This window comes from Myxococcaceae bacterium JPH2, assembly GCA_016458225.1.
In the GTDB taxonomy this organism is placed as follows: domain Bacteria; phylum Myxococcota; class Myxococcia; order Myxococcales; family Myxococcaceae; genus Citreicoccus.
In genome coordinates this window covers 192,483-216,328 of the sequence record JAEMGR010000005.1, presented here as the reverse complement: position 1 = coordinate 216,328, position 23,846 = coordinate 192,483, and the positions used below count along the sequence as shown (strand labels likewise).

Here is a 23,846-nt window from a genome sequence, read left to right as displayed (position 1 = left end):
CCATCATCCTCCCCAGAGGTTTTTGCGGTCCTGGGGGTTTTCGGAGTTGCGGAGCGCGGGGATGAAGAAGGCGCGCGAGGTCATGTTGGGCACTCGTACGGAAGACTCGAGCGTGGTGCGGAAGTACGAATCCGGCACGCCCGCCGCGGGCGAATTGCCCAGCAGGCGTGCCGCGCTCAGCGTTCGCGTGGGCATCAGTCGCGACGAGCGCACGGTCAGGCCCACGCGAATGGCGCGGATGTTGGCGGGGTTGCCGTTGAAGCGCGTCGCGCTGTCGTAGGGCGTGTCGTACGTGGGCGCCGAGTCGGTGGGACGAGGCAGCGCATCGGCGCCCGTTGCATCGCCGAACACCCAGTTGCCGGTGGCATCCGGTGCCGGCTGCGCGGCGCAGCACGTCGAGTCCGAAGGCGGACGGTTCATGACGTAGCTGACCTGGAAGGACTCCACGTCCACGGCGAGCGGATCCGAGTCCGCATCCGCCTGCCAGCCGTGCTGCACGACGAGGTAGGGCCTGCCGCCGAAGGGGAGGATGCGCAGGCGCCGCTCGTGCACGAGCATGACGAAGGGGGCCTCACCGCCCGATGACCCAAGGCACGCGGGCGGCGTCTGCCCCGCGATGGCCGCGGTCAACGTGGCGGTGTTGGCGGTCGCGGCCACGTCCGCGTCCAGGCGGGCCAGGAAGTTCATCGCGCCGCCCGGGCAGGCCAGCATCAACGCCTGACCCGCGCGGAACGACTCATCGAAGTGCGTGGCCGCGTCCAGCGTGAGGGTGAAGGGCGGGCCACCGCTGCCCAGGCGTCCGCGGCGCAGGTACGACGGATCCCGGTAGCGGAAGGCCAGGTCGTCCGTGACGAAGGTACCCCAGGGGACTGGCCCCGCCGGCGCCTCGGTGTAGTTGTCCTTGGTCGCGCCGGGAATGGTCGCGGTGCTGAAGTCGAACGCGAGCGACGGATCCAACCCGTAGCCCGCGAGTCGCACCGTGCGCTCGACGTAGTCCATGGCCACGCGCCCGTTCTCCACCGCTTGCTTGGAGACGCTGTGGCCATTGAAGACGTTGTTGACCGCGATGACGGTGGCGGCCACCGCGAGCAGCACCACCGAGCTGACCGTGATGCCCACGAGGATTTCGACGAGCGTGAAGCCCGCGCGACGAGAGGTCCGGCTCACAGCTCCACCCCCGCGCCGTTCACCGCTGGGTTGTAGAGGGCCACGAACTGCTTCACGAAGCGCCGCGAGCCACCGCCACGGAACGACACCACCACGGCCACCGTGTCGATCTCCGTCGCCGGGGTCCACACGAGCACCCGCCGGTAGAGTTCACGCTCCTCCGGGGCGTAGCTGGGGACGAGGTCACTCACCACGGGCGCGGCGTCCTCGAAGGCGTCCAGGTCGATGACACAGGCGCCCGCGAGTGTGTCGAGGCCATCCGCGAGTTCACGCACGGCGGCGACCGCGCTGCATCGCGACGAATGCAGCGGCCCGGTGCTGGCGAGCAGTCGGGCCCGGCCCTGGGTCTGCAGCCCGGCGCGGACCTGCTGGGCCACGGCGCTGGCTTGCGAGAGACGCCCCGCGCTCGTGTTCTGCTGGCTGGCGAGCACGAGCCCGCCGAACACGCCGGAGATTCCCAGCGCGAGGATGGCGGAGGCCGCCAGTCCCTCGATGAGGGTGACGCCGCGGCGGGCCGTCGAGCGTCGGAGGAAGGAGGACGCGGGTTTCATCAGCGGTACCTCGTTTCGATGAATCCAACCGGGCCGGAGATGGCGAAGAGGAACTCGCTCGAGCTATCCGCGGCGACGATGCCCAGCGAGGCCGCCCGGCCCGCGGCGCCCGTGCCGGTGGGCGCGACGGCGGCGCCTGCTCCATCCACGAAGCGCGCCGAGCCATCGGGCCGGAAGACGATGGCGCCTCGACGAGGCGAGCCGCTGCAGAAGCTGCACGGCGAAGCGGGGAGCGAGGCGAAGATGCCGTCGAACGCGAGGCCGCCCGCGACGCCGAACCGCGCGCTGCGACGCGTGTACTTGTCCAGATAGTTGGCCTCCACCAGCCGGCCCTGACTCACGGCGGGCTGGATGGTGTTGGGCGGAAGGAAGCTGGAGAAGCGCAGCTCGCCCGGCGCGGCGGTGGCGGAGCCGAAGGTCATCTGCCGGTCCTCCACCATGAACCAGGCCCCGGAGCCCGCGCCGCTCGTGCCCTGCGGATCAATGTCCGGATAGATGATGACCCAGACATCCTCGGTGCGCGCCACGGCTCGGGCGCGTGCGTCGGAGAGCGCGCTGGTCAGGTCGTTGGAGGCGCGCGTGGGACCGCTGCGCGCGCCCATCCCCTCGACCGTGGCGTAGGAGCCCGCGGCCAGCACCGCGATGATGGCGACGACGATGACCATCTCCAGCAGCGTCATGCCGCGAGTGTCCGCAGCCCTCACCGCGTCACCTCGACGGTCATCCGCAGCGGACGCACTCCCTTGCGCCACACGAGCACCGTCGTCGTGCCCGGGCTCAGGCCGTTGATGCCGATTTGATCCGGCTCGGTGATGCCGGCCTGTGCGGTCTCCGGCGCGCTGACCTGCACGCGCTCGGCGCCGCGCACCGTGAGGGCCACGTCGTGGTCCTTCTGCACGCGGACCGTTCCGGAGGCGACCTCTGCCGTCGCGGCGGCCTGGGTGAACTCAGTGGGTTCTGCCCACGCGAGAGGAGCCAGCAGGGCCAGGCAGAGCGGAGCCCAGCGCCACGCTCGCGGCGACACCGACCGCGCGTGCGCGTGACGGAGCGTGCAAGGAGAGGAGACGGAATGGAGGGGGGCCATGGGTGGCGCCCAAGGCTGCACGCACCGTGCCCTGCGCGCCGTGATGACAAACCCTTGTCATTCTTCGCGGGCGCGACAGCTCGCGCGGAGGGCGCGCAAGCGGGTGCGGTACGCAATCTCTGCGGGGTCGCAAAGTTTACGAACCCTTGCTGCGACGGGTCGTCACGCGGAGTGAATCCGCGTGTCCGCGCCTCACCATCCGTCCTTTCCACCTCGTGCGGATTTCTTCTCCGAGGTGCGACGCTTGGCATCCAGCCGGCGTCGTTTGGAGCCCGCGGTGGGTCGGGTGGCCTTGCGGACCTTGGGCACGAAGGTGAGCGCCTGGAGGCCCTCGCGCAGGCGTCGCACGGCGGTGTCCTTGTTCTGCGATTGGCTACGCCGCTCGGTGGCGGTGACGGAGAGTTCCGTGGGCGCGTGCGTGAGCCGCACGCCGCTGGCCGTGGTGTTGCGGTGCTGCCCGCCCGGGCCCGAGGCGATGAAGTAGTCCACCTCGCAGGCCTTCAGCAGCGCCTCGTCGTCGAGCGCGAGCGCCGCGCGCGCGGCCTGCCGTCTGGTTGGGTCGATGTTCATGGCTCTCCTCAACGTAGCGCCGCGCCGACGCCGCCGGTACCGCCCGGCTGACGCCCGAGAGCGAGCGACGGGCCTATCGCCCGACCTCTCTCCAAACGACAGGGGAATGCTATCGAAATGAGATGAATTCGACCGGGCCTCATCCTGCGGTGACGTGATTCCAGCAGGTTACGCATGGCCCGGCGGTTGCTCTGGGGGCTCAGTCGCGAACACGGAATCCGAGGAGGGCCCATGGCCATCTAGACCTGGCAGCTCGACACGACACACACGACGGTGGGCTTCACGGTGCGGCACATGGTGGTGGCCAAGGTGCACGGCCGCTTCACGCGCTTCGCCGGGAAGCTGGTGTTGAACGGGGACGACCTCACGCGCGCATCGGTGGAGGTGAAGCTGGACGCGGCGAGCATCGACACGGGCGTGGAGGCGCGGGACAACCACCTGCGCTCGCAAGACTTCTTCGATGTGGCCGCGTTCCCCAAGCTCATCTTCCGCAGCACGCGGGTCGAAGCGGCGGGCGCCGCGCGCTATCGCGTCGTGGGCGAGCTCACCGTTCGGGATGTCACGCGCGAGGTGGTGCTGGACGCGGAGCTGCTCGGGCGCGTGAAGGATCCCTTCGGCACCGAGCGCTTCGCCTTCCAGGCGAGCACGCACCTGGACCGCAAGGCGTTTGGCCTGACCTGGAACCAGGCAATGGAGACCGGCGGCGTGCTCGTGGGGGAGCGCGTGGACATCTCCCTGGATGTGCAGGCGGTGCCCGCGCACGCCGCCGCATCCGACAAGGCGGCTTGAGCGCTCGGCGGGTCGCCTCCCGCACGAATCGTCCGGCGGCTTCATGCATCTGAGTTGCAACAAGAAAGAAGGAGTTGGAGATGCTCTACCTGCGAACCGCTGAGTCCCGAGGCCACGCTGACCATGGCTGGTTGGACACGCACCACACGTTTTCCTTCGCGGACTACCACGACCCGAACTTCATGGGCTTCCGCTCGCTGCGCGTCATCAACGACGACTGGGTGGCGCCGCGCCGGGGCTTCGGGACGCATCCGCACCGGGACATGGAGATCATCACCTACGTGCTCGACGGCAAGGTGGAGCACCGCGACAGCATGGGCACGCACGGTGTCATCGGTCCGGGCGAGGTGCAGCGCATGACGGCGGGGACGGGCGTGCGGCACAGCGAGCAGAACGCGTCCGACGAGCCCCTGCGCCTGCTGCAGATCTGGATCCTCCCGGAGCGTCCGGGGCTGGAGCCCAGCTATGAGCAGAAGCGCTTCGCGCCCGAGGAGCGACAGGGACGCTTCCGCCTCCTGGCCGCGCCAGACGGGCGCGAGGGCTCGGTGACGGTGCACCAGGACGTGGCGCTCTACGGCACGTTGCTCGGGAAGGGTGAGGAGGCCCGCTTCACGCTCGCGCCGGGCCGTCACGCCTGGCTGCAGGTGGCGCGTGGCTCGGGGACGTTCAACGGCGTCCGCGTGAAGGAAGGGGACGGCGTGGCGGTGTCGGAGGAGCAGGCGCTGACGCTCATCGCCGAGACGCCCATGGAGGCGTTGCTGTTCGACCTCGCGTGAGGTCACACGACGGGGCCCGTGAGCGAAGTGCTCACGGGCCTCGCGTCGTCAGTTCACCTGGCGGACGTTGAACGTCATTCCGGTGGTGGCCTTCGCGCCCGTCTCGGAGGTGACGACGAGCCGGGTGGGCACCGGGATGGGGCTGACGCCGGGCTCCACGCGCACGGAAATGGTCGCGCTCGTCTGGTCCGGTGAGAAGGTGAGCGGATCCAACGTGATGCGCTTGACCGGCGTGTCGAGCGACACGGTGAGCGGCCCCGTGAAGCCCGCCGCGCGCGTGACGGTGATGGTCACCTCCTTGCGCTGGCCGGGGGCGAAGTCCACCTGTCGCGGCTCCACCGAGACCGAGAACTCCGGCTGCGGCGCGGGCGGGGCCAGCACGGACAGGTAGATGCGGCTGCCCGAGGCGAAGTCGTTGGCGGGGTCCTCGGCCACGAGCAGCATCTGGCTGACGTTCTGGAGGCTCGCGCCCGTGCCCGTGGCGACGGAGAGCGTGGGCGTCGCGGAGACCGAGTCCTGTCCCTCGGGGATGGTGACGTCGGGGGCGAGCGTCACACCGGCGGGGGCGTTCTGGAGCGTGATGTGCGTCTCGCCTTGCACGCTGGCCACGCGCCGCACAGACACGGGAATCGTCGTGGACTCACCGGGCACGAGCGTCACCGTGTCGGGCAGACTCCAGTCGAGTCGATAGTACGGTCCGCTACCGCATCCCATCCCCGTGACGAGCATGGCGGTGAGGACGACGAGGCGCCGGAAGGGGTTCGGCATGGCTGAGCCTCCTGGGGGTTGGAGCGGTGTCAGCATGGGCCGCGCATCGCGGTGCGGCAAGCACTCGTTGCAGGGCCGTGCGCCCCGGAACATCTCGGGGGCGCGCGGAAAGTATCTCGCATGAGGCGTAGACCTTCTGGCGGGCTCGCCCGTTCCAGGGGGAGGCGCCCGAGCAGGGCCGTTTCCGGGCGCCCGCCTGCTGGAGAACGCCCCATGAACCTGAAGTCCTTCTCGCGCGCCGCGTGGACGGCCGCGCTCGCCACCGCCCTGTCCGCTGTTCCCCTCCTCGCGCAGGCCGCGCCTCCTCCGCCGGAGTCGCGCGCGCCCATCGCGGACCCGAAGCCGAAGCCCGAGGTGTCGCAGATGGACTCCCGGCAGGCCCAGGCACCTCGGCCTGAAATCGAGGTCGCGTTCGTGCTGGATACGACGGGCTCGATGGGCGGACTGCTGGAGGGCGCCAAGCAGAAGATCTTCTCCATCGCGTCCCGCATCTCCGAGGGAAAGCCCACGCCGCGCCTCAAGGTGGCGCTGGTGGCGTACCGCGACGTGGGCGATGCCTATGTGACGAAGCGGTTCGACCTGACCGATGACCTCGACTCGGTGTTCGCGCAGCTGCGCAAGCTGGATGCGGATGGCGGCGGCGACACTCCCGAGCACGTGGGCCGCGGCCTCGGCGAGGCGGTGTCGCTCCTGAAGTGGAGCCAGCAGCGTGAGGTGATGAAGGTCATCTTCCTGGTGGGAGACGCGCCGCCGGCCGACCGGCACGACGCGTGGAACTTCAAGAAGTGGGCGGGAGCGGCCCGCGAGCGGCACATCGTGGTGAACACCGTCCGCTGCGGTGAGGACCCCTCCACCGAGGAGTCCTGGCGCTACGTGGCCAAGCTGACCGATGGCACGTTCGACACCATCGCGCAGTCCGGAGGCATGGTGGCCGTGGCGACCCCGTATGACGCGGAGTTGTCCAAGGTGAGCGCCGAGCTGGCCACCAAGACGCTGTACGCCGGCAAGCACGAGGCCCAGGTCGCGAACCGCGCTCGCGCGGACGCCATGAAGGAGCTTGCCCCGGAGGCGGCGGCGGAGCGCATCAGCTTCATGAAGAAGTCCCGCGGCGCGAGTTCAGGCGCGGCGCCCGCCGCCGTGAGCAGTGCTCCCGTGGCGGTGGGAGGCGCGGTGGACCTGGTGGAGAAGCCCACGGAGCTGGCGACGCTGCGCGACGACGAGGTGCCCATGGAGCTTCAGGGCATGACGAAGGAGGCCCAGGCCGCGAAGGTGAAGCAGCTCGGCGCCGAGCGGAAGACCCTGGAGGAGAAGGCCGCGAAGCTGTCTGCTGACCGCGACGCGTGGCTCACTCGCAACGCGTCGACCAAGAAGGACGCCTTCGACACCAACGTCATGGACAGCGTGAAGAAGCAGGCCAGCAAGTTCGGCGTGGCCTACTGAGTGTCTCCTGTGCGCGGTGGCTACTCTCGGGTCACCGCGCGCAGGACAATCTCCCTCCGCAGGTCGAGCAGGCGCATGGCCCAGGGAAGCACCGCGCGGTACAGCATTCCGTAGAGGCCGGCGCACAGCACGATCATCACCCACGACTGCCAGGTGGGGCCCGCCTTGCCCGCCAACCGCAGCGCCCAGCCGAAGGGCATGCAGCCGAGGCTCGCCGCGAGGATGCCGAGCATCGACGCGGTGAGCGGGACCTTGTCGCGCCGCTTGAGGTTCGCGTGGAACTTCACCGGGAAGTACAGCGACAGGAAGTTGCCCGCGGCCAAGAGCACGGGCACCACCGCCACCACCGCGCCCATGGCGCACAGGAAGTCCACCGGCGTGCCGAACCCGAAGTACAGCCGGTAGAAGATGCCCACCAGCACCGCCATCAGCACGGCGGCCAGGCCCTGCACGCGGTTCTTCGCGCGCAGCACGTCCGCGAGCTCGAGCGGCGCGGCCAGGAACGCGGCGAAGCCCTGCCCGTCATACGCGAAGGTGTTCTGCGAGAACGTGGAGGCGATGACCACCGCGCCGTAGATGCACAGGCCGCCCATCACCCACGCATCCGCGCTCCGGCCCAGCAGGTACACGAAGAGGTCTCGGCCAGACAGGAGCTTGAGCAGGATGCCGAGGATGAACGGCACCGAGGCCAGCAGCCGCGCGCGCGGGTTGCGCCACAGGTCCAGCACCTCGCGCGCCACCAACGTGTCGTAGCGCGTGCGCGTGCGTGAGAACGGATCGCGGTCCTGCGACTCCTTGAGCTGAGGGCCCGCGCGGCCCGCCTGCTTGTGGAAGCGCATGAGCAGCGCGTAGGCCACGGCCATGCCAAGCACGGTGAAGAAGAGCAGGCCGCCCGCCTCGATGAGCGCCACGCCGGGGCGTCCCCAGGCGAGCTGACCCAGCCCATCTCCGAAGAAGCCAGGGGGCACGCGCCCGAGCGCCACCGCCGCGTTGATGATGAGCGTCATGTCCAGCGCGCTGACGCCGGCCTCGCCCACCGCGGTCAGCCACGACGTGTCGATGGGCGGGATGAACGACGCGCCCACGAGGAAGGCCACCAGTCCGCCGCCCATGATCTCCGCGCTGTGCTTCTCGCGCAGCACGTTGATGACGGCGTAGAGGCCCACGCGGCTCCACGCCGCGCACAAGAGCGCGAAGAGCACGTACAGCACCACCGCGAGCCAGGGCGCCGCCAGCCGGTACACCGACGCGTAGCCCAACGCCGCTCCCGTGAGGGGCGCGTAGAACACGAGCGCGCGCGGCTCGAAGAGGCTCGAAACGGTGGACGCGATGAGCAGGCGGAACGGTGAGATGGGGAACGCCGCGTAGCGGCTGAGTTCGGAATGGTCATCCACGCCGGCGGACAAGAGCGGCCACGTCACCCACGTCGCCGCCGTGACGAAGCACAGCAGGTTGAGGATGAAGTACGGCCACACGTTGCTGTTCGCGATGGGCCCCAGCCGCATCAGCTTGAAGAAGAACAACCCCAGGAACACGCCCGGCGCGCTGGACCCGAGGAACGCGCCCACGGCCAGGAGCCGGCTGCGCCCCGGGCCGCGGTTCAACCCGATGCGCAGGCGCAGGTCCCAGAGCAGCAGCAGGTGTTGGAAGAACCCTGGAACGGGAGGGCGGTTCACGCGGACTCCCGATGCAGGGCTCCCACGGGAGCAGGGGCCTCCGCGTAGAAAGACAGCCGCGCGTTGCGCGCCGCCGGCACCGCGATGAGCTTCTCGAACACCGCCTCCAGCGAGCTGGCCCCGTGGCGCTCCAGCAGTGCGCCCACCGGCCCCTGGTCGAGCATCTGCCCGCCTCGGATGACTCCGGCGTGCGTGGCCAGCCGGTCGGCGATCTCCAGCACGTGCGTCGTCAACAGCAGCGTCACGCCGCGCCGGCTCAGCTCGCGCAGCAGCTCGCGGATGACGCCCGCGGCGAGCACGTCGATGCCCTCGAAGGGCTCATCGAGCAGCACCAGCTCCGGGGCGTGGATGAGCGCCGCCGCGATGGCCAGCCGCCGCCGCATGCCCTTGGAGTACTCGGCCACCAGCGAGCCGGCCTTGTACGTGAGTTCCGTCAGCTCCAGCAGCTCGGTGGCGCGGGCGGCGGCCTCGTCTCCGTCCAAGCCGTACATGCGCGCGCAGAAGGTGAGGTATTGGCGACCCGTGAGGCGCTCGAAGAGGCTCAGCTCCTCGGGGACCACGCCCACGCGCCGCTTCACCTCCATGGGCTGGCGAACGGCGTCCATGCCCAGCATCTGGATGGTGCCCGCGTCCGGGCCATACACGCCGGTCAGGAGCGCGATGGAGGTGGACTTGCCGGCGCCGTTGGGCCCCAGGTACGCGTAGAAGGCACCACGGGGAATCTGGAGGTCCAGGCCCTGGAGCGCGGTGAAGCCGCCGAAGCGCTTCACGAGCCCGCGGGCGTCGACGGCCAGGTCAGCAGGAGAGGGGGGCGTCATGGAGAGTGCCCACCATCTCACCCGAGGCTGGGTGGGGCGAACAATCCCCCGGATGACGGACGCTCAGTGCACCAGGGCAATCTCGGGCGGACCGACGATCTGCTGCACCGTCATCCGCACCTTGTCCAGGTCCACGGGCTTGGAGATGTAGCCGGCGGCGCCCACCAGCTCGGCCTCCCACTCGAAGCCGTAGCCCGAGATGATGATGATGGGCAGCGCGCGCGCGCGCGGCATCTTCTTCAGCGCGTCCAGCAGGCCCCAACCGCTCATCACCGGCATGCGCAGGTCCAGCAACACCGCGCCCGGCATGTCGCCCTCCAGCTGGTCCAACGCCTCGCGGCCATTGCCCGCCTGCTCCGTGCGGTAGCCCATCTCCTCGAGGGCATCGCAGATGAGCGTGCGGTGGCTCGCATCGTCATCGACGACCAGGATGTGAGACATGGCAGGGCCTCAGGGAGGGCAACAACTGCGGGAACGGCGGATTCTATGGGCACGAAGATGGGAACGCCCCTTTCATTGCGGAAGGGGCGTCGCCACTTTTCAACACCCCGTCGCGTTCACCCGCGGGCGTCTTCGTCGCTCAGCTTTCGCCATAAAGCCGCAGGGCATTGGCGCCCAACACGCCCTCCAACACCGCGTCGCTCAAGCCCATGGAGGCCAGCGTCTTCACCTCGCGATCCCACGCGTAGGGCAGGTTGGGGAAGTCCGTGCCGTACAGGATGCGCTCGGGCCGCACCGTCAGCGCCTCGCGGGGGAGCGGGACCGGGAAGTAGCCGGCCACCGCCATCGTCGTGTCCAGCCAGAGGTTGTCGTAGCGCTCCAGCAGGCGCGCGTAGGCCGTGAACTCGTCCGCGCCCAGGTGCGGCACGCAGAGCTGGAGCGTGGGGTGGTCGCGCAGCACCCGCTCCACGCGCTCGGCGGCGCACAGCGCATGGGGGTCGACCGGGTACCTCGGACTGGAGGGCTCGCGCCCCGCGTGCATGACGAGCGGCCGCCCCGCTCGCGCGCAGGCGGCGTACACCTCGTGGAGCTGGGGCGCGTCCGGCGCGAAGGCCTGGACGTGGCAGTGCAGCTTCACGCCCCGCAGCCCCGCCGCGAAGGCCTCCGCCAGAATCTCCCCGGCACCTTCCTCACCCGGAAAGACGGTCGCCAGGCCCACCACGCGCGGCTCGGCCCGTGACACCTCCGCGACGTAGGCGTTGAGCGCGCGCGCCATGCCCGGCTTGTGCGCGTAGTGGAGAGCCACCACGCGGCTCACGCCTCGCTCCAGCAGGAACGAGAGCACCCGAGGCGTGTGCAGCTTGTAGCGGATGGGCCAACCGTACCGGTCGAACCAGCGCCACACCGCCTCGAAGACGCGGTCGGGGAACAGGTGCACGTGGGCATCCACCACGCGCGGGAGCCCCGTGGGGAGGCGCTCGCCTTCCGCGTCGTCCACGGCGGGCAGGGGCATGGCGATGCCTTGCTCGCGCCACGTGGGCGCATGGGCCAGGCAGGGCTCGGGGACGTCGGGGGGAAGGGACATCTTCGCCGGAAGACTACTCCGGCTTCTTCTCGTCACCGGGGCGAGGGCGATCCAACCGCTCCAGGTACGTGTTGTGCGCGTAGCCCTGGCGCTCCAACCGCTGGGCCTCGATGGCGTCGGCGACCTTCGCGCAGACCTGCCCGAGCATGCGCAAGGACTCCGCGAGCAGTCGCTCGGCATGGTCCTTCGCGTCCACGGACTGGATGGTCGCGCGCTCCTTACGGAATGGCAGGGGCCACTTCATTCCCCGCAACTTAAGGGATGCGGGCGCCTTGTGCCACGCGTCATGACCGCCCCTGTTCGCGGCTCGCTCGGCCGCAGTGCGTTGGAGTCGCGCCCCCTCCGGCTGATCGCCCTGAAGTCCCGGGCCGCTGTCCGGGGCCGGTCGACCCCGCCCTCCGGGGCAGGTTAACCGCATTGACCAGTCGGCAAATTTACAGTTTTGGGCTCGCACCGCTGGCCTTGCCCCCGAACTTCACCCGAAGCGTCGTCTAACCAACGAGATTCTGGGCGCTTTCACGAATTTTCAAGGCAGGGGGTGACAGCGAGTTAATTGCCCCCTATGTTGGGTCGGTCGGATTTTCCGAGAGGAGCGACGCATGGCTTACGACGGCGAGCTGGTGAAGATGGAGAACGGTCGCTGGGCGCGTTTCCAGCGTTGCCAGGTGCATCGGCCCGGAGTCGCGGACGCCGGTGAGACCATGCTGCTCATCGCGGTGGAGCTGGAGGAGCGCTTCCAGCGTCTGCTCGACGAGGCGGCGGACTCGCTGGCCCACTACCGCTACCAGGGCGTTCCCGTGCAGGTGCGGCTGGATCCGGATGCGCGCGGCATCTCGCTGCACCCCGAGAGCTCCTTCGTACCCGTCGTGCACTGAGCGGCGCACTCCGCGTCGCTCGGACGGCGTGATTTGACGAATTCACAACACTCGGGGCTCCCCGCTTCACAGCCGGGAGCCCTTCGTCTTTACAGGCTCCGGGCACCCGTGCTCAGCCGTTGTCCAGCCAGCGCAAGAAGGCGGTGTCGTTGGCGTCGCGCCCCAGGAAGTCATGGAGCAGCGCGGCGGCGTCCCGCGTCGCGCCGGGCGCCAACACGGTGCGTCGGTAACGCAGCGCGGTGGCGGGATTCATCAGCCCCTCCTGCTCGAAGGGCGTGAAGAGGTCCTTCGCGAGCAGCAGTGACCACAGGTACGTGTAGTAGGTGGCGCCGTAACCCTCGAGGTGCTCGAAGGACAGGTGGAAGTACGTCCCCTCGGCGTAGGCGAAGGGCGTGTACTTCTCCTGCATCTGCTTCTCCAGGGCGACGACGTCCAGGTCGCGCGGATCTCGCTCATGCAGCCGCAAGCTGAAGGCCGTGCAGAACAGCTGCGTGCGCACCCAGAGCCCCTTGCCGAAGCCGGTGGCCTGGTTCATCCGCTCGATGAGCGGGAGGGGGATGGGCTCGCCCGTCTGGTAGTGGCGCGCGAACGTGCGCAGCGACTCGGGGCGCCAGAGCCACTCCTCCAGGAGCTGGGAGGGCGCCTCCACGAAGTCGCGTTCGGTGTACGTGCTGGAGAGGCCGGCCCAGCGCGAGTGATTGCCCAGGACGTGATGGAGGAGGTGGCCGAACTCGTGGAGGAAGGCCTTCACCTCTCCGAGCCGCAGCAAGGTGGGCTCGCTGCCAGCCCGCGCGAAGTTGAAGGTCAGCACGGCCTCGGGCAGCGAGCGGCCCGCACGCCCCGCCGCCATGTCCCACTCCGCCGAGCCCGGGTACTTGTCCGGCCGCTCGCGCATGTCCAGGTAGAAGCGGCCCAGGCGCTCGGTGCCTTCGTACACGTCGTAGGCCTCGACGTCTGGGTGCCACACGGGTGCGTCTGGCACGCGGCGGTACGACAGGCCGAACAGTCGCGAGGTGAGCTCCAACACGCCCTGCTTCACGCGCGTGTACTCGAAGTAGGGCAGCAGGGTGCGCGAGTCGAAGTCGTACCGCCGCGCGCGGACCTGGTCGTTCAGGTAGCGCTCATCCCATGGGTCCACGCGCGTGGCCTCGGGCGTGTCGAGTCGCTTGACCGCCAGCAGCGCGGCGGCGTCCGCGCGGGCCTGCTCCTGCGTGGACGCCGCGAGCCGGTCGATGAAGTCCGCCACGGCCTCGGGCGTGCGCATCATCATCGGCTCGGTGGAGTACGCGGCCCAGTGGGGGTAGCCCAGCGTGGTGGCCAGCTCGTGGCGCGCGGTGAGCAGCCGCTTCAGCGTGTCCACGTTGGTCGGATAGCCGCGCTGGAGGCCCGCGCGCCACACGGCCTCGCGTGCTCGGGCGCTGCGCGAATAGGTGAGCACGGGGATGGTGTCCGCGGACTCGGTGGTGACGCGCACGCGGCCGTCCGGGCCCGGGGGATGCGCGCGCACATAGTCCTCGGGCAGTCCGTCCAACTCCTCGGGCGACAGCAGCACCGTGCGGGTGTCCTCGCGGATGTGCTGGACGAACTCCTGCCCCCAGCGCACCAGCGCCGCTTGAAGCACGCGGACCGCCTGTCGCGTGTCCTCGTCACGGTCCACGCCCGAGCGGCGGAAGTCCTTCAGTTGCAGCGCGACCCAGCGGCGCGCGCCCTCGTCCTGTCCCGACATGTCGAGCGAGGCGAGGACGTCATGCATGCTTCGGTCGAGCGACAGGTCCGTGAGTTCCCGCTCCGCTCGCTGCTCACACTCGGTGGCGGCCTTTCGAAAGGCCGCGTCGGGGTGGACGTTGGTTCCGATGGTCGCGCGCGTGACGGCGTCGTTGAGCAGGGTCAGCGCGTCGTCGTACGTCGTCAGCGTGGCGAGCGGCTCGCGCGGTGTGGGCTGGCGTTGGAGCTGCGTGAGCAGGGCGCGTGCGCGCTGGATGTCTTGCTGGCAGCCCGCCAGGAAGGCGGCCGGGCGCTCGGAGAGCGTGCGTCCCGCGTTCGGGACGGGGGCCCGCGTCGGGCTCGGGAGAGACGCCGTCGGGGCGTGAGTGCAGGCCACGAGCGCGGAGGCCGTGACGGCGGCGAGGGTGAAGCGCATGGAGACTCGTCGAGGGGCGCCGGAAGTGGTGGAGCGGACGCGCGGTCCGCACGTCTATGGGGACGCGGAGCGGGCGTTTCCTTGGGTTGCGGGCGGGCTGCGCGTCAGTCGTGGACTTGGAGGAAGCGCTCGGCGTTCTCCCGCGCGACACGGCGGACGATGCGCTCGGAGAGCCGGGCCTTGGCGAGCAGGTTCGCCACGCGCGCCAGCCCGAGGATGTCCCCCGCGCCATCGCCCGCGTCGGAGTTCAACACCAGACGCTCGCTGCCCAGCCGCCGCACGACGGACACCGCGCGCTCGGCGCGAAGCTCATCGGGGTGCAGCGTCAGGCCCGCCCAGTGTCCCACCTCGAGGATGGTGCGCACGGTGCGCGCGTTGGCGTGGTCCACCAGCACCCGGGACGCCAGCACGCCGGACTGGCGCAGCAACGTGAGGATGCGGCGCGTGGTGCGCTCCTTGTCCTGGGTGGGGGTGTGCACGAGCACGCGCAGCTTGAGGCGCCGCGCCAGCGCGAGCTGCTCGAGGAAGGCTTCCTCCTCCTCCTCGCCTCCGCTGTGCAGGCCCGTCTCGCCCAGCGCCACCACGCGCCCGCCTTGGAAGTAATCCGGCAGGTGCCCGAGCACCTCGGACAGGCCGCGCCGAGGGATGCAGCGCGGGTGGACGCCGAGCGCCGCGTAGGCGCGGATGCCCAGGCGCTCCAGTCGGGGGAGCTGCCGCTCGACGATGTGGTCGAAGTGCTCGCGGAGCGCCTTGGGCGTGGGCTCCGGGAAGTGGTGGGCCACGACGAGCGCCCGCTCCACGCCGAAGAAGCGCATCGACTCCAGGTCCTGATCGCTCAGGCCCTCGGGGTGCAGGTGCGCATCGAAGAGCGGCAGGGGCTCGGGCACGGGCGCGTCCTCCAGGCGTCGCGGGCGGGGGTGGACTTCAATCCTGCCCCAGCGCCGCGCCCTCGTTGCGGGGATCGCTCGCGGGGTAGCGCAGGTTCGTGCGGGGGTCGCTGTAGACCGCCTCGGCGTCACCCCAGGCGTCCACGCGGCGGATGCGGTGGCCCTTGGCCTCCAGCGCGGACAGCGTCGCGGGCTCCACGCCCCACTTGTCCACCCACAGCTCGTCCGGAAGGTACTGGTGATGGAGCCGGCCGGCGGCCACCGCGCGCGTCACGTCCATGCCCTGGTCCACGACGTTGCCGATGACCTGGATGACGGTGGTGGGGATGGTGGAGCCACCCGGGCTGCCCACCGCGAGCAGGACGCGCTTCGGGTCGTCCTTGGCGAACACCAGCGTGGGGGACATGGAGGACAGGGGCACCTTGCCGGGCTGGATGGCGTTGGGCTCGCCCGTCACCAGGCCGTAGGCGTTGGGCACGCCGGGCTGAGCGGCGAAGTCGTCCATCTCGTCGTTGAGCAGCACGCCGGTGCCCTTGGCCACCAGGCACGAGCCGAAGCTGTAGTTGACGGTGGTCGTCATCGCCACGGCGTTGCCGTCCTTGTCCACGATGGAGATGTGCGTGGTGTTCTTCCGCTCGGGCTCGGGCGTCATGCGGCCGGCGTCCTGGGAGGGGAGGGTGGAGGTGGCGGCGCCCGCCACGGGAGGCAGGAGCGATGCGCTCGGCGTGGCCTTCTTCGGGTCGATGCTCCCCGCGAGGTCCGCGATGTGTCCCGGCGACACGAGCCGCGCCAGGGGCACCTCCACGAAGGCCGGGTCACCCAGGTACTTGGCGCGGTCCACGTACGCGCGGCGCACGGCCTCGGCGTAGAGGTGCAGCGAGTCCGCGTCTCGGTAGGGGACGCCCTGGGGCCGCAGCTGCTCCATCATTCCCAGCACCTGGAGCACGGCCAGTCCGCCCGCGCTGGGCGGCGGCATGGTGAGCACGCGGTGGCCTCGGTACGCGCCCTCCAGCGGCGTGGCCTGGCGCGTCTGATATCCGGCGAGGTCCTCCGCCGTGAGCACGCCGCCCGCGTCCTTCACCGTCTTCACCAGGGCCTGCGCCACCGGGCCTGTGTAGAACGCCTTCGCGCCCGTCTTGGTCAGCTGCGTCAGCGTGCGCGCCAGGTCCGGCTGCTTCACGAGGTAGCCGATGGGCGGCACGTCCAGCTCCCCCTTCGCGTTGGGCGCGAGGAAGATGCGCGCGGCCTCGGGGTCCTTGCGCAGGCACTGGAGCCGGCCCGTGGCCATCTGCTGGTACTTGGGCGTCACCCAGAAGCCCTCGCGCGCCAGCTGGATGGCGGGCGCGAGCACCACGGAGGGCTTCAGCTTGCCGTGCGTCGCCAGCAGCTCCAGGTAGCCCGCCACCGCGCCGGGGACGGCCACGCTCAGCGCCCCATCCGTGGAGAGGCCCGGCACGAGCCGCCCGTCCTTCACGTACATGTCGCGAGAGGCCCCCTTGGGCGCCACCTCGCGGAAGTCGAGCGCCCGCGTCTGGCCGGACTTGGCGTCGTGCACGAGCGCGAAGCCGCCGCCGCCCACGCCCGAGTGATAGGGCCCCACCACGGCCGCCACGAAGGCCGCCGCCACCGCCGCGTCCACCGCGTTGCCGCCGCGCTCCAGCATCTGCAGGGCGGCGGCGCTCGCGGGGGGATAGGCCGTGGCCACCGCGCCTCCGCGATAGGGCCGTGCCGCCCAGGCCGCGGCGGACACCAGCACCACCGCCAGTGCCAGTCCCCGCGCCCAGGTCCCGCTTCCACGTCCTACGCGCTCGTGCCTCACTTCGCCTCCTCTTGGCGGTGGGTGATTCCGGGCCCCAACCCTCGGATTTCGGGGTGGCGTGTTACCCGGTGAACGGAAGTCCCACCCTCAGGGCGGGAAATGGGTTGCCCCGGTGGAACTTCAGCCCCTTCCCTATGTACGAAGTGTGCGGTGCCCACCATGGTTTCAGTGGGACAACACTATTCCTCTTGGAGTGTTCTCTGGGAGGGTGCATCATAACACCCGTATGCGCCGCGAACGGAGGAGTGCATGAGCACGCCGTCCATACCGGAAAAGCCGAAGGCTCCGGCAGCTCCCGGGGCTTCACGGGTGACGACGTTCCTGCGGCCTTGCTTTGGAATCACCATCTTGTGCAACGCGCTGAGCGTAGCCGTTCGCGCGCAGACACATGAGGGGGGCAAGACTCGCTCCCCTCCCCCAGCGCGCGGTTGACGGGGTGATCGGCTGTCCCTAATCCTGCGCCGCATGACAGCTCTGGCGGCGGTGGTGTTGTGCGCGGGCAAGGGCACCCGGATGAAGTCGGAGAAGGCGAAGGTCCTTCATCCCATCCTGGGCCTGCCCCTCTGTGCTTATCCGTTGAAGCGTGCCCTGGACCTGGGGGCGTCCCCCGTGGTGCCGGTGGTCGGGCATCAGGCGGCCGAGGTGGAGAAGTCCATCCGCGCCCACTTCCCGGACGCGCCCCTGCGCTTCGCGCTCCAGAAGGAGCAGCGGGGCACGGCGGACGCCGTCAAGTCGGCGCAGGGCGCGATGACGGGCCACTCCGGCCGCGTCCTCATCCTCTACGGGGACGTGCCGCTGTTGCGGCGCGAGACGCTGGAGGCGCTGCTCGCCGCGCATGACCGCGCGGGGGGCGTGCTGGCCATGGTGTCCACCACGCTGGAGGACCCCACGGGCTACGGCCGGGTCATCCGCGAGGGCGGCAAGGTCGCGCGCATCGTGGAGCACAAGGACTGCACCCCGGAGCAGCGGCGGGTGCGCGAGTGCAACGCGGGCATCTACTCGGTGGACGCGGACTTCCTGTGGACCGCGCTGGCGGACATCCAGCCGGTGAACGCACAGGGTGAGTACTACCTCACGGACCTGGTGGAGATGGCCGCCAAGCGCGGTCCGGTGGGCACCGTGGACGTGGATGCCACCGAGACCGCGGGCGTCAACGACCGCGTGGAGCTGGCGGCTCGGGCCCGCGTGCTCCAGCAGCGCATCAACGAGCAGCACATGCGCGCGGGCGTGATGCTGATGGACCCCGCCTCGACGTTCATCGAGGAGGGCGTGCGCATCGGGCCGGACACGGAGCTGGGGCCGCAAGTCACGCTCGCCGCGGGCACCGTGGTGGGGCGCGACGTCACCATCGGGCAGGGCTGCGTGGTGACGGCTTCCCAGGTGGCGGATGGCACGACGCTCAAGCCCTACTCGGTGCTCGAGGAGGCGGTGGTGGGCGGCCGGTGCATCATCGGCCCGTTCGCTCGCCTGCGTCCGGGCACGGAGCTGGCCGAGGACGTGCATCTGGGCAACTTCGTGGAGACGAAGAAGGCGCGCATCGGGCGGGGCTCCAAGGCCAACCACCTGGCGTACCTGGGCGATGCGAACATCGGCTCGGGGTGCAACGTCGGGGCGGGCACCATCACCTGCAACTATGACGGCGTGAACAAGCACCTCACCGAGCTGGGGGACGGCGTGTTCATCGGCTCGGACAGCCAGCTGGTCGCGCCGGTGAAAGTGGGCGACGGGGCCTACGTGGGGGCGGGCACCACCGTGACGAAAAATGTGCCGCCGGGGAGCCTCGCTGTGTCACGCGCGCCGCAGGTCGTGAAGGAAGGCTGGGTGGCGGCCAAGAAGGCGCGACAGTCCAAGTCCGCGAAGCCAGGAGGGGAGACCCCTCCGACGGCGAAGACGGGCTGACGCGGCGCGGCTCTTGCTTGGGGGGCAGGCACTGAACTGCCCCCAGGATGAACGGGAACCCCGCGGATTGCTCTGGCGGGCAAGGGCGTGAGAGAGAGGACTGACCATGTGCGGGATCGTTGGATACGTCGGTGACAAGGAGTCGGCCCCCATCCTCGTTTCGGGTCTGAAGAAGCTCGAATATCGCGGGTATGACTCGGCGGGCGTGGCGGTGGTGAGCGGCAAGCAGCTCAACGTCGTCCGGGCCACGGGCAAGCTGAAGAACCTGGAGAGTCGCGTCGGGCAGGACCTGCCCCAAGGCACGACGGGCATTGGTCACACCCGGTGGGCGACGCACGGGCGTCCCTCCGACGAGAACGCGCATCCGCACACGTACAAGAACGTGGCGGTCGTTCACAACGGCATCATCGAGAACCACCTGGCGCTCAAGGAGCAGCTGCGGGCGCGCGGGCACGTCTTCTCCTCGGAGACGGACACGGAGGTGTTCGCGCACCTCATCTCCGAGGCGCAGGAGCAGGGCAAGGACCTGCCGGACGCGGTGCGCGCGGCCATCGCGCAGGTGAAGGGCACGTACGCGCTGGCGGTGGTGTCCTCGGCGGATCCGAACCGGCTGGTGTGCACGAAGAACGCGTCGCCCATGGTGCTGGGGCTGGGCGAGGGGCAGAACTTCGTCGCCAGCGACGTGCCGGCGGTGCTCGAGCACACCCGCGACTTCGTCTACATGGAGGAGGGCGACCTGGCCATCGTCTCCGCCACGGGCGTGGAGATCTTCAATCGCCAGGGCCAGAAGGCGAACCGCTCCACCAAGCGCATCGACTGGACGCCGATGATGGCGGAGAAGGGCGGCCACAAGCACTTCATGCACAAGGAGATCTGGGAGCAGCCCCGCGCCATCGCGGACACGCTGCGCGGCCGGATGCTCCTGACCGAGGGCGACGTCCACTTCGAGGGCTGGAACCTGACCCCCGAGAAGGTCCGCTCGCTCACCAAGGTGACCATCCTGGCGTGCGGCACGTCCTGGCACTCGGGCGTCGCGGGCAAGCACATGATCGAGTCGCTGGCGCGCCTGCCGGTGGAGGTGGAGCTGGCCAGTGAGTTCCGCTACCGCGACCCCATCGTGGACAGCACGCACCTGGCCATCGCCATCAGCCAGTCCGGCGAGACGGCGGACACGCTGGCGGCCTTCAAGGAGGCCAAGGGTCTGGGCGCCACCGCGATGGCCATCTGCAACGTGATGGGCAGCGCGATGACCCGCGAGGCGGACATCTCCGTGCTCACCAACGCGGGCCCGGAGATTGGCGTCGCCTCCACCAAGGCCTTCACCACGCAGCTGGTGATGCTCTACATGCTGGCCGTCAAGCTGGGCCGGCTGCGCAACACCCTCACGGTGAAGGCCGCGCAGGAGCACCTGACGCACCTGGCTGAGATTCCGAAGATGGTCGAGGACGTTCTCAAGTGCGAGCCCGCGGTGAAGAAGGTCGCGCGTGAGTTCATGAACGCCCAGGACTTCCTCTTCCTCGGCCGCGGCCCCATGCACCCGGTGGCGCTCGAGGGCGCGCTCAAGCTCAAGGAGATCTCGTACATCCACGCCGAGGGCTACGCGGGCGGCGAGATGAAGCACGGCCCCATCGCGCTCATCGACGAGAAGATGCCCGTGGTCGTCATCGCGCCCAAGCTGCCGCATGTGGCGTACGAGAAGATCATCGGCAACATCGAGGAAGTGCGCGCGCGCGGCGGCAAGGTCATCGCCATCATCGACGAGGATGACGCGCAGGTGGGCACGCTCGCCGACCACGTCATCCGGATCCCCCCGGCCAGCGCGCTGCTCGCGCCGGTGGTGGCCACCATCCCGCTCCAGCTGCTCGCGTACCACGTGGCGGAGATGCGCGGGAACGACGTGGACCAGCCGCGCAACCTCGCCAAGAGCGTGACGGTGGAGTAGCGGCGCGCCGAGTCGCCTCGGTGTCCCCGGGCCCGGGTCTCCTCGAGTGGGGAGCCCGGGCTTCGTCGTTCTTCAGCCGATGAGTCCCAGCACGGCCATGAGCCAGTGGCGCACGTCGAGCCGCGAGGGACTCTGGTCAGTGTCCAGGGCCCAGGTGAAGAGGGCTCCGGCCAGCTCTCCCGCCGAGCGGTAGCGACCGCCGAGGTCCGGCGCGAGCGCCTTGCGGAGGATGGCGGCCATGGGCTTGTCCAGCCAGTCCGGCGCGGTGAAGCGCGCGGCGCGGATGGCGGCCATCACTGTCTCGGGGTCGCTCTCTCCCGGCTGGCGGAAGGGGTTGGCGCCGATGATCAGCTCGTGGAGCATGATGCCCACGGCGAAGACGTCCGAGGCGGGCGTGAGGCGCTCGCCGCGCGTCTGCTCGGGCGAGAGGTAGTGCAGCTTGCCCGCGGCGACGCCGTCCGCCGGGCCGACCGCCTCCACGCCGTGCGCCTTCGCCACGCCGAAGTCGCCCAGCTTCACCTCGCCCTCGGCGGAGAAGAAGACGTTGGCGGGGTTGATGTCGCCGTGCACCAGCTCCAGGGGCCGGCCGCTGCGCGTGCGCGCCAGGTGGAAGTAGGCCAGCCCGCGCAGCACCTCGATGGCGACGTGCACCGCCATGGCCCGGGGCAGGGGGCGGCTCTGGCGCTGGAGCGCGCGCAGCAGCCCGCCCAGGTCGCCTCCCACCAGGAACTCCATGGCGATGAACGGCCGACCAAAGGCCTCGCCTATCTCCAGGCGCTGCACCAGGTTGGGGTGCTGCAACAGGCCCATCAGGTCCGCTTCGTCCGCGAACGCCTCGGGCGACACGTTCTTGCGCATCAGCTTGAGCGCCACGCTGAAGGGCTCACCCCGGGCGTTCTGCGCGTCCGCCAGGAACACCTCCGCCATGCCGCCGCCACCCAGCCGCGCCCGCAGCACGTAGCGGCCAAACCGACGCGAGGGCACCTCCACGGACTTGAAGGAGCTGGAATCCACGGTAAATCAGTTTAAGCTCCGACCACTCCCCCGGCCATTCCGACGCCATCCGAGCGTCCGAGGCGCGGCTGTGGGCTTTGAACCCCTGCCGGGGGCATGCGTACAGTGCCCGCGTGCCAGACGGCTCGCGCATACGGCCTCCCATGTCACCTCGGGAGAGTGGGGACGGGGCCTCGTTCTCGGACGTCACCGGCTCGGAGGCCGTGGCCTCGGAGGTCGTGCCCTGGACGCCGCCCGAGTCGCCCCAGGTGCCGGCGCCGGTTCCCGCGGGGACTGGACCCAGGGCGGTGCTGGCGCTGGCGGAAGAGGCCCGACATGCGGAGTCGTCTCGGCGGCCCGCGCTCTGTTCACAGCTCAACCAGCTCATCGGGGACGTGGTGAAGCAGGCGGAGGGGCGGGAGGCGGCGGACCTTCTCCACGGGCTGTTGGAGGGTGGCGTGCTGGCCGACCTCGAGGATGCGCAGGGCCGGACGTGTCGTGCCGCGGCGGTGGAGGGGCTCCTGACGCTCGGGTTTCCCTTCGCCCTGGAGGTCCGGCCGGAGGACCTGGCCCACCTGCGCGCCGAGCGCGGGGGCGGGAAGGGCCTGGGCCGGATGGGACTGCCGCTGCTGCTCCTGGGCCTGGGGGTGGCGCTCCAGGCTGGCTACCAGCTGCTCCACCCGGACTCGCCCAGCGAGTGGGCCCTGGCCCAGGGCGGATTGTCGCTGGTCCTCATGGTGTTGCTGGGCGCGGCGCCCCCCAAGTCCGTCCTCTACCGGGTGGCGCTGTCCCTCCTGGTCGTCCTGTCCGGCCTGGGCGTGGTGGTGTCATTGATGACTCCACTGGATGCTGGGGGGGTGTCCGGCCTGGCGGGGCTGGCGGCCGTGGTCCTGCTTGCCCACCGCGAGAGCTGATGAACAGGACGCAGAACGGATGTCAGAGGGGTGGACTAGGGTCTACCCATCGCGTAACTAAAAGCGCGTTCAGGTGGGCCGGGGTGGCCCGCCGTTACCAAGCCGAAGGGGCGACGACATGTCTGTGAATCAGGAGAAGGAAAAGGCGATCGAGCTGGCGATGTCCGCGGTGGAGCGGCAGTTCGGTAAGGGCTCCATCATGCGGCTGGGCAAGGACGAGCCGCTGCTGCGCGACATCCAGGCCGTCTCCACGGGTTCTATCTCCCTGGACATCGCCCTGGGCGTGGGCGGCGTGCCCAAGGGCCGCATCGTCGAGATCTTCGGCCCGGAGTCCTCCGGTAAGACGACGCTGTGTCTGCACATCGTCGCCGAGGCCCAGAAGCGTGGGGGCATCTGCGGCTACGTGGACGCCGAGCACGCGCTGGACGTGGGCTACGCGCGCAAGCTGGGCGTTCGCACGGATGACCTGCTGCTCAGCCAGCCGGACACCGGCGAGCAGGGGTTGGAGATCGCCGAGATGCTGGTGCGCTCGGGCGCCATCGACGTGCTGGTGGTGGACTCGGTGGCCGCGCTCGTTCCGAAGGCGGAGCTCGAGGGCGAGATGGGCGATGCGCACATGGGTGTGCAGGCCCGTCTGATGAGCCAGGCCCTGCGCAAGCTCACGGGCACCATCGCCAAGAGCCAGACGTGCGTCATCTTCATCAACCAGATCCGCATGAAGATTGGCGTGATGTTCGGCAACCCCGAGACGACGACGGGCGGAAACGCGCTGAAGTTCTACGCGTCGCAGCGCCTGGACATCCGCCGCGTGGGCGCCATCAAGAATGGCGAGAACGTGGTGGGCAGCCGCACCCGCGTGAAGGTGGTGAAGAACAAGGTGGCGCCTCCCTTCAAGGAAGTGGAGTTCGACATCATGTACGGCTCGGGCATCTCGCGTGAGGGAGACCTCATCGACCTGGCGTCGAACGACAACATCATCGAGAAGAGCGGCAGCTGGTTCTCCTTCAAGGGCGAGCGCATCGGGCAGGGGCGTGAGAACGCGAAGGACTACCTGCGCGAGCACCCCGAGATTCAGCGTGAGATCGAGGCCCGGGTGCTGGAGAAGTACGGCATCAGCAAGGGCGGTCCCGCCGCCGCGCCGGCCGAGCCCGCGGAGCCCGCCGCTGACGGAGAGAAGCGGCCCCGCGTGAAGGCCGTGAAGTAGCACCGCGCT

Annotated in this window: 22 protein-coding genes and 1 pseudogene; 8 read left to right on the top strand and 15 right to left on the bottom strand. The window is 69.8% G+C overall.

The genetic code is table 11. The annotated features are described in order from the left end of the window. Positions 1-3: 3 nt before the first annotated feature. The 5 genes from JGU66_09810 to JGU66_09790 form a co-directional block, all read right to left on the bottom strand. Positions 4-1,167, bottom strand: coding sequence for a PilW family protein (locus tag JGU66_09810; protein MBJ6761058.1), 1,164 nt, complete (start codon positions 1,165-1,167; stop codon positions 4-6). After that, positions 1,164-1,718: a type II secretion system protein gene (locus JGU66_09805; protein ID MBJ6761057.1), complete on the bottom strand. Its 555-nt coding sequence runs from the start codon at positions 1,716-1,718 to the stop codon at positions 1,164-1,166. Before JGU66_09805 ends, JGU66_09810 begins: the two co-directional genes overlap by 4 nt. After that, positions 1,718-2,422, bottom strand: a complete 705-nt coding sequence (locus JGU66_09800) for a prepilin-type N-terminal cleavage/methylation domain-containing protein (GenBank protein MBJ6761056.1) — start codon at positions 2,420-2,422, stop codon at positions 1,718-1,720. The genes JGU66_09805 and JGU66_09800 overlap by 1 nt, the downstream gene beginning before the upstream one ends. Next, on the bottom strand, positions 2,419-2,742 hold the full coding sequence (locus JGU66_09795; protein ID MBJ6761055.1) for a pilus assembly protein N-terminal domain-containing protein: 324 nt from the start codon (positions 2,740-2,742) through the stop codon (positions 2,419-2,421). The genes JGU66_09800 and JGU66_09795 overlap by 4 nt, the downstream gene beginning before the upstream one ends. 252 nt (positions 2,743-2,994) lie before the next feature. Next, on the bottom strand, positions 2,995-3,372 hold the full coding sequence (locus JGU66_09790; protein MBJ6761054.1) for a peptide chain release factor-like protein: 378 nt from the start codon (positions 3,370-3,372) through the stop codon (positions 2,995-2,997). A gap of 231 nt (positions 3,373-3,603) precedes the next feature. Between JGU66_09790 and JGU66_09785 the strand changes: the two are divergent. Then, positions 3,604-4,161, top strand: a pseudogene (locus tag JGU66_09785) (YceI family protein). 80 nt (positions 4,162-4,241) lie between these two features. Beyond that, the gene (locus JGU66_09780) at positions 4,242-4,937 is read left to right on the top strand and encodes a pirin family protein (protein MBJ6761053.1); all 696 of its coding nucleotides are present in this window, start codon (positions 4,242-4,244) and stop codon (positions 4,935-4,937) included. Positions 4,938-4,985: 48 nt separating this feature from the next. Here JGU66_09780 and JGU66_09775 read toward each other — a convergent pair whose 3' ends face one another. Next, a complete protein-coding gene (locus tag JGU66_09775; protein ID MBJ6761052.1) occupies positions 4,986-5,705 on the bottom strand; it encodes a hypothetical protein in 720 nt (239 codons plus the stop codon). 213 nt (positions 5,706-5,918) lie between these two features. Here JGU66_09775 and JGU66_09770 point away from each other — a divergent pair, with 213 nt between their 5' ends. After that, complete coding sequence (locus tag JGU66_09770; GenBank protein MBJ6761051.1) at positions 5,919-7,145, top strand: VWA domain-containing protein; 1,227 nt, start codon at positions 5,919-5,921, stop codon at positions 7,143-7,145. A gap of 20 nt (positions 7,146-7,165) precedes the next feature. Here JGU66_09770 and JGU66_09765 read toward each other — a convergent pair whose 3' ends face one another. The 5 genes from JGU66_09765 to JGU66_09745 form a co-directional block, all read right to left on the bottom strand. Beyond that, positions 7,166-8,821 carry a hypothetical protein gene (locus tag JGU66_09765; GenBank protein MBJ6761050.1) on the bottom strand — a complete coding sequence of 552 codons (1,656 nt, stop codon included), beginning with the start codon at positions 8,819-8,821 and terminating at the stop codon, positions 7,166-7,168. Next, complete coding sequence (locus tag JGU66_09760; GenBank protein MBJ6761049.1) at positions 8,818-9,639, bottom strand: ABC transporter ATP-binding protein; 822 nt, start codon at positions 9,637-9,639, stop codon at positions 8,818-8,820. Before JGU66_09760 ends, JGU66_09765 begins: the two co-directional genes overlap by 4 nt. Positions 9,640-9,702: 63 nt before the next feature. After that, positions 9,703-10,080, bottom strand: coding sequence for a response regulator (locus tag JGU66_09755; protein ID MBJ6761048.1), 378 nt, complete (start codon positions 10,078-10,080; stop codon positions 9,703-9,705). 139 nt (positions 10,081-10,219) lie between these two features. Further along, on the bottom strand, positions 10,220-11,164 hold the full coding sequence (locus JGU66_09750) for an amidohydrolase (protein MBJ6761047.1): 945 nt from the start codon (positions 11,162-11,164) through the stop codon (positions 10,220-10,222). A gap of 13 nt (positions 11,165-11,177) precedes the next feature. Continuing rightward, entirely contained in the window at positions 11,178-11,408 is a 231-nt protein-coding gene (locus JGU66_09745) for a hypothetical protein (protein MBJ6761046.1), read from the bottom strand. 355 nt (positions 11,409-11,763) lie between these two features. On the opposite strand from JGU66_09745, the gene JGU66_09740 reads away from it, so the two are divergent. Beyond that, positions 11,764-12,039, top strand: coding sequence for a hypothetical protein (locus JGU66_09740; protein ID MBJ6761045.1), 276 nt, complete (start codon positions 11,764-11,766; stop codon positions 12,037-12,039). Positions 12,040-12,151: 112 nt separating this feature from the next. On the opposite strand, the gene JGU66_09735 is transcribed toward JGU66_09740, so the two are convergent. The 3 genes from JGU66_09735 to ggt form a co-directional block, all read right to left on the bottom strand. Beyond that, positions 12,152-14,179 (bottom strand): Zn-dependent oligopeptidase, encoded by a 2,028-nt coding sequence (locus JGU66_09735; protein ID MBJ6761044.1) that lies wholly within the window; start codon positions 14,177-14,179, stop codon positions 12,152-12,154. A 104-nt stretch (positions 14,180-14,283) separates the two neighbouring features. Beyond that, positions 14,284-15,066, bottom strand: coding sequence for a TatD family hydrolase (locus JGU66_09730; GenBank protein ID MBJ6761043.1), 783 nt, complete (start codon positions 15,064-15,066; stop codon positions 14,284-14,286). 37 nt (positions 15,067-15,103) lie between these two features. Further along, entirely contained in the window at positions 15,104-16,885 is a 1,782-nt protein-coding gene (gene ggt, locus JGU66_09725; protein MBJ6761042.1) for a gamma-glutamyltransferase, read from the bottom strand. Positions 16,886-17,350: 465 nt separating this feature from the next. On the opposite strand from ggt, the gene glmU reads away from it, so the two are divergent. Together glmU and glmS are read left to right on the top strand one after the other, a co-directional pair. Further along, positions 17,351-18,784 carry a bifunctional UDP-N-acetylglucosamine diphosphorylase/glucosamine-1-phosphate N-acetyltransferase GlmU gene (gene glmU / locus JGU66_09720; protein ID MBJ6761041.1) on the top strand — a complete coding sequence of 478 codons (1,434 nt, stop codon included), beginning with the start codon at positions 17,351-17,353 and terminating at the stop codon, positions 18,782-18,784. Between the two features lie 106 nt (positions 18,785-18,890). Next, positions 18,891-20,726: a glutamine--fructose-6-phosphate transaminase (isomerizing) gene (gene glmS, locus JGU66_09715; protein ID MBJ6761040.1), complete on the top strand. Its 1,836-nt coding sequence runs from the start codon at positions 18,891-18,893 to the stop codon at positions 20,724-20,726. Between the two features lie 72 nt (positions 20,727-20,798). Here the strand turns inward: glmS and JGU66_09710 are convergent, their stop codons facing one another. Continuing rightward, positions 20,799-21,740 (bottom strand): serine/threonine protein kinase, encoded by a 942-nt coding sequence (locus JGU66_09710; GenBank protein MBJ6761039.1) that lies wholly within the window; start codon positions 21,738-21,740, stop codon positions 20,799-20,801. Positions 21,741-21,883: 143 nt separating this feature from the next. Between JGU66_09710 and JGU66_09705 the strand changes: the two genes are divergently transcribed. Both JGU66_09705 and recA read left to right on the top strand, forming a co-directional pair. Beyond that, positions 21,884-22,633 (top strand): hypothetical protein, encoded by a 750-nt coding sequence (locus tag JGU66_09705; protein MBJ6761038.1) that lies wholly within the window; start codon positions 21,884-21,886, stop codon positions 22,631-22,633. Positions 22,634-22,751: 118 nt separating this feature from the next. Next, entirely contained in the window at positions 22,752-23,837 is a 1,086-nt protein-coding gene (gene recA, locus JGU66_09700) for a recombinase RecA (GenBank protein MBJ6761037.1), read from the top strand. The last annotated feature ends 9 nt before the right edge of the window (positions 23,838-23,846 follow it).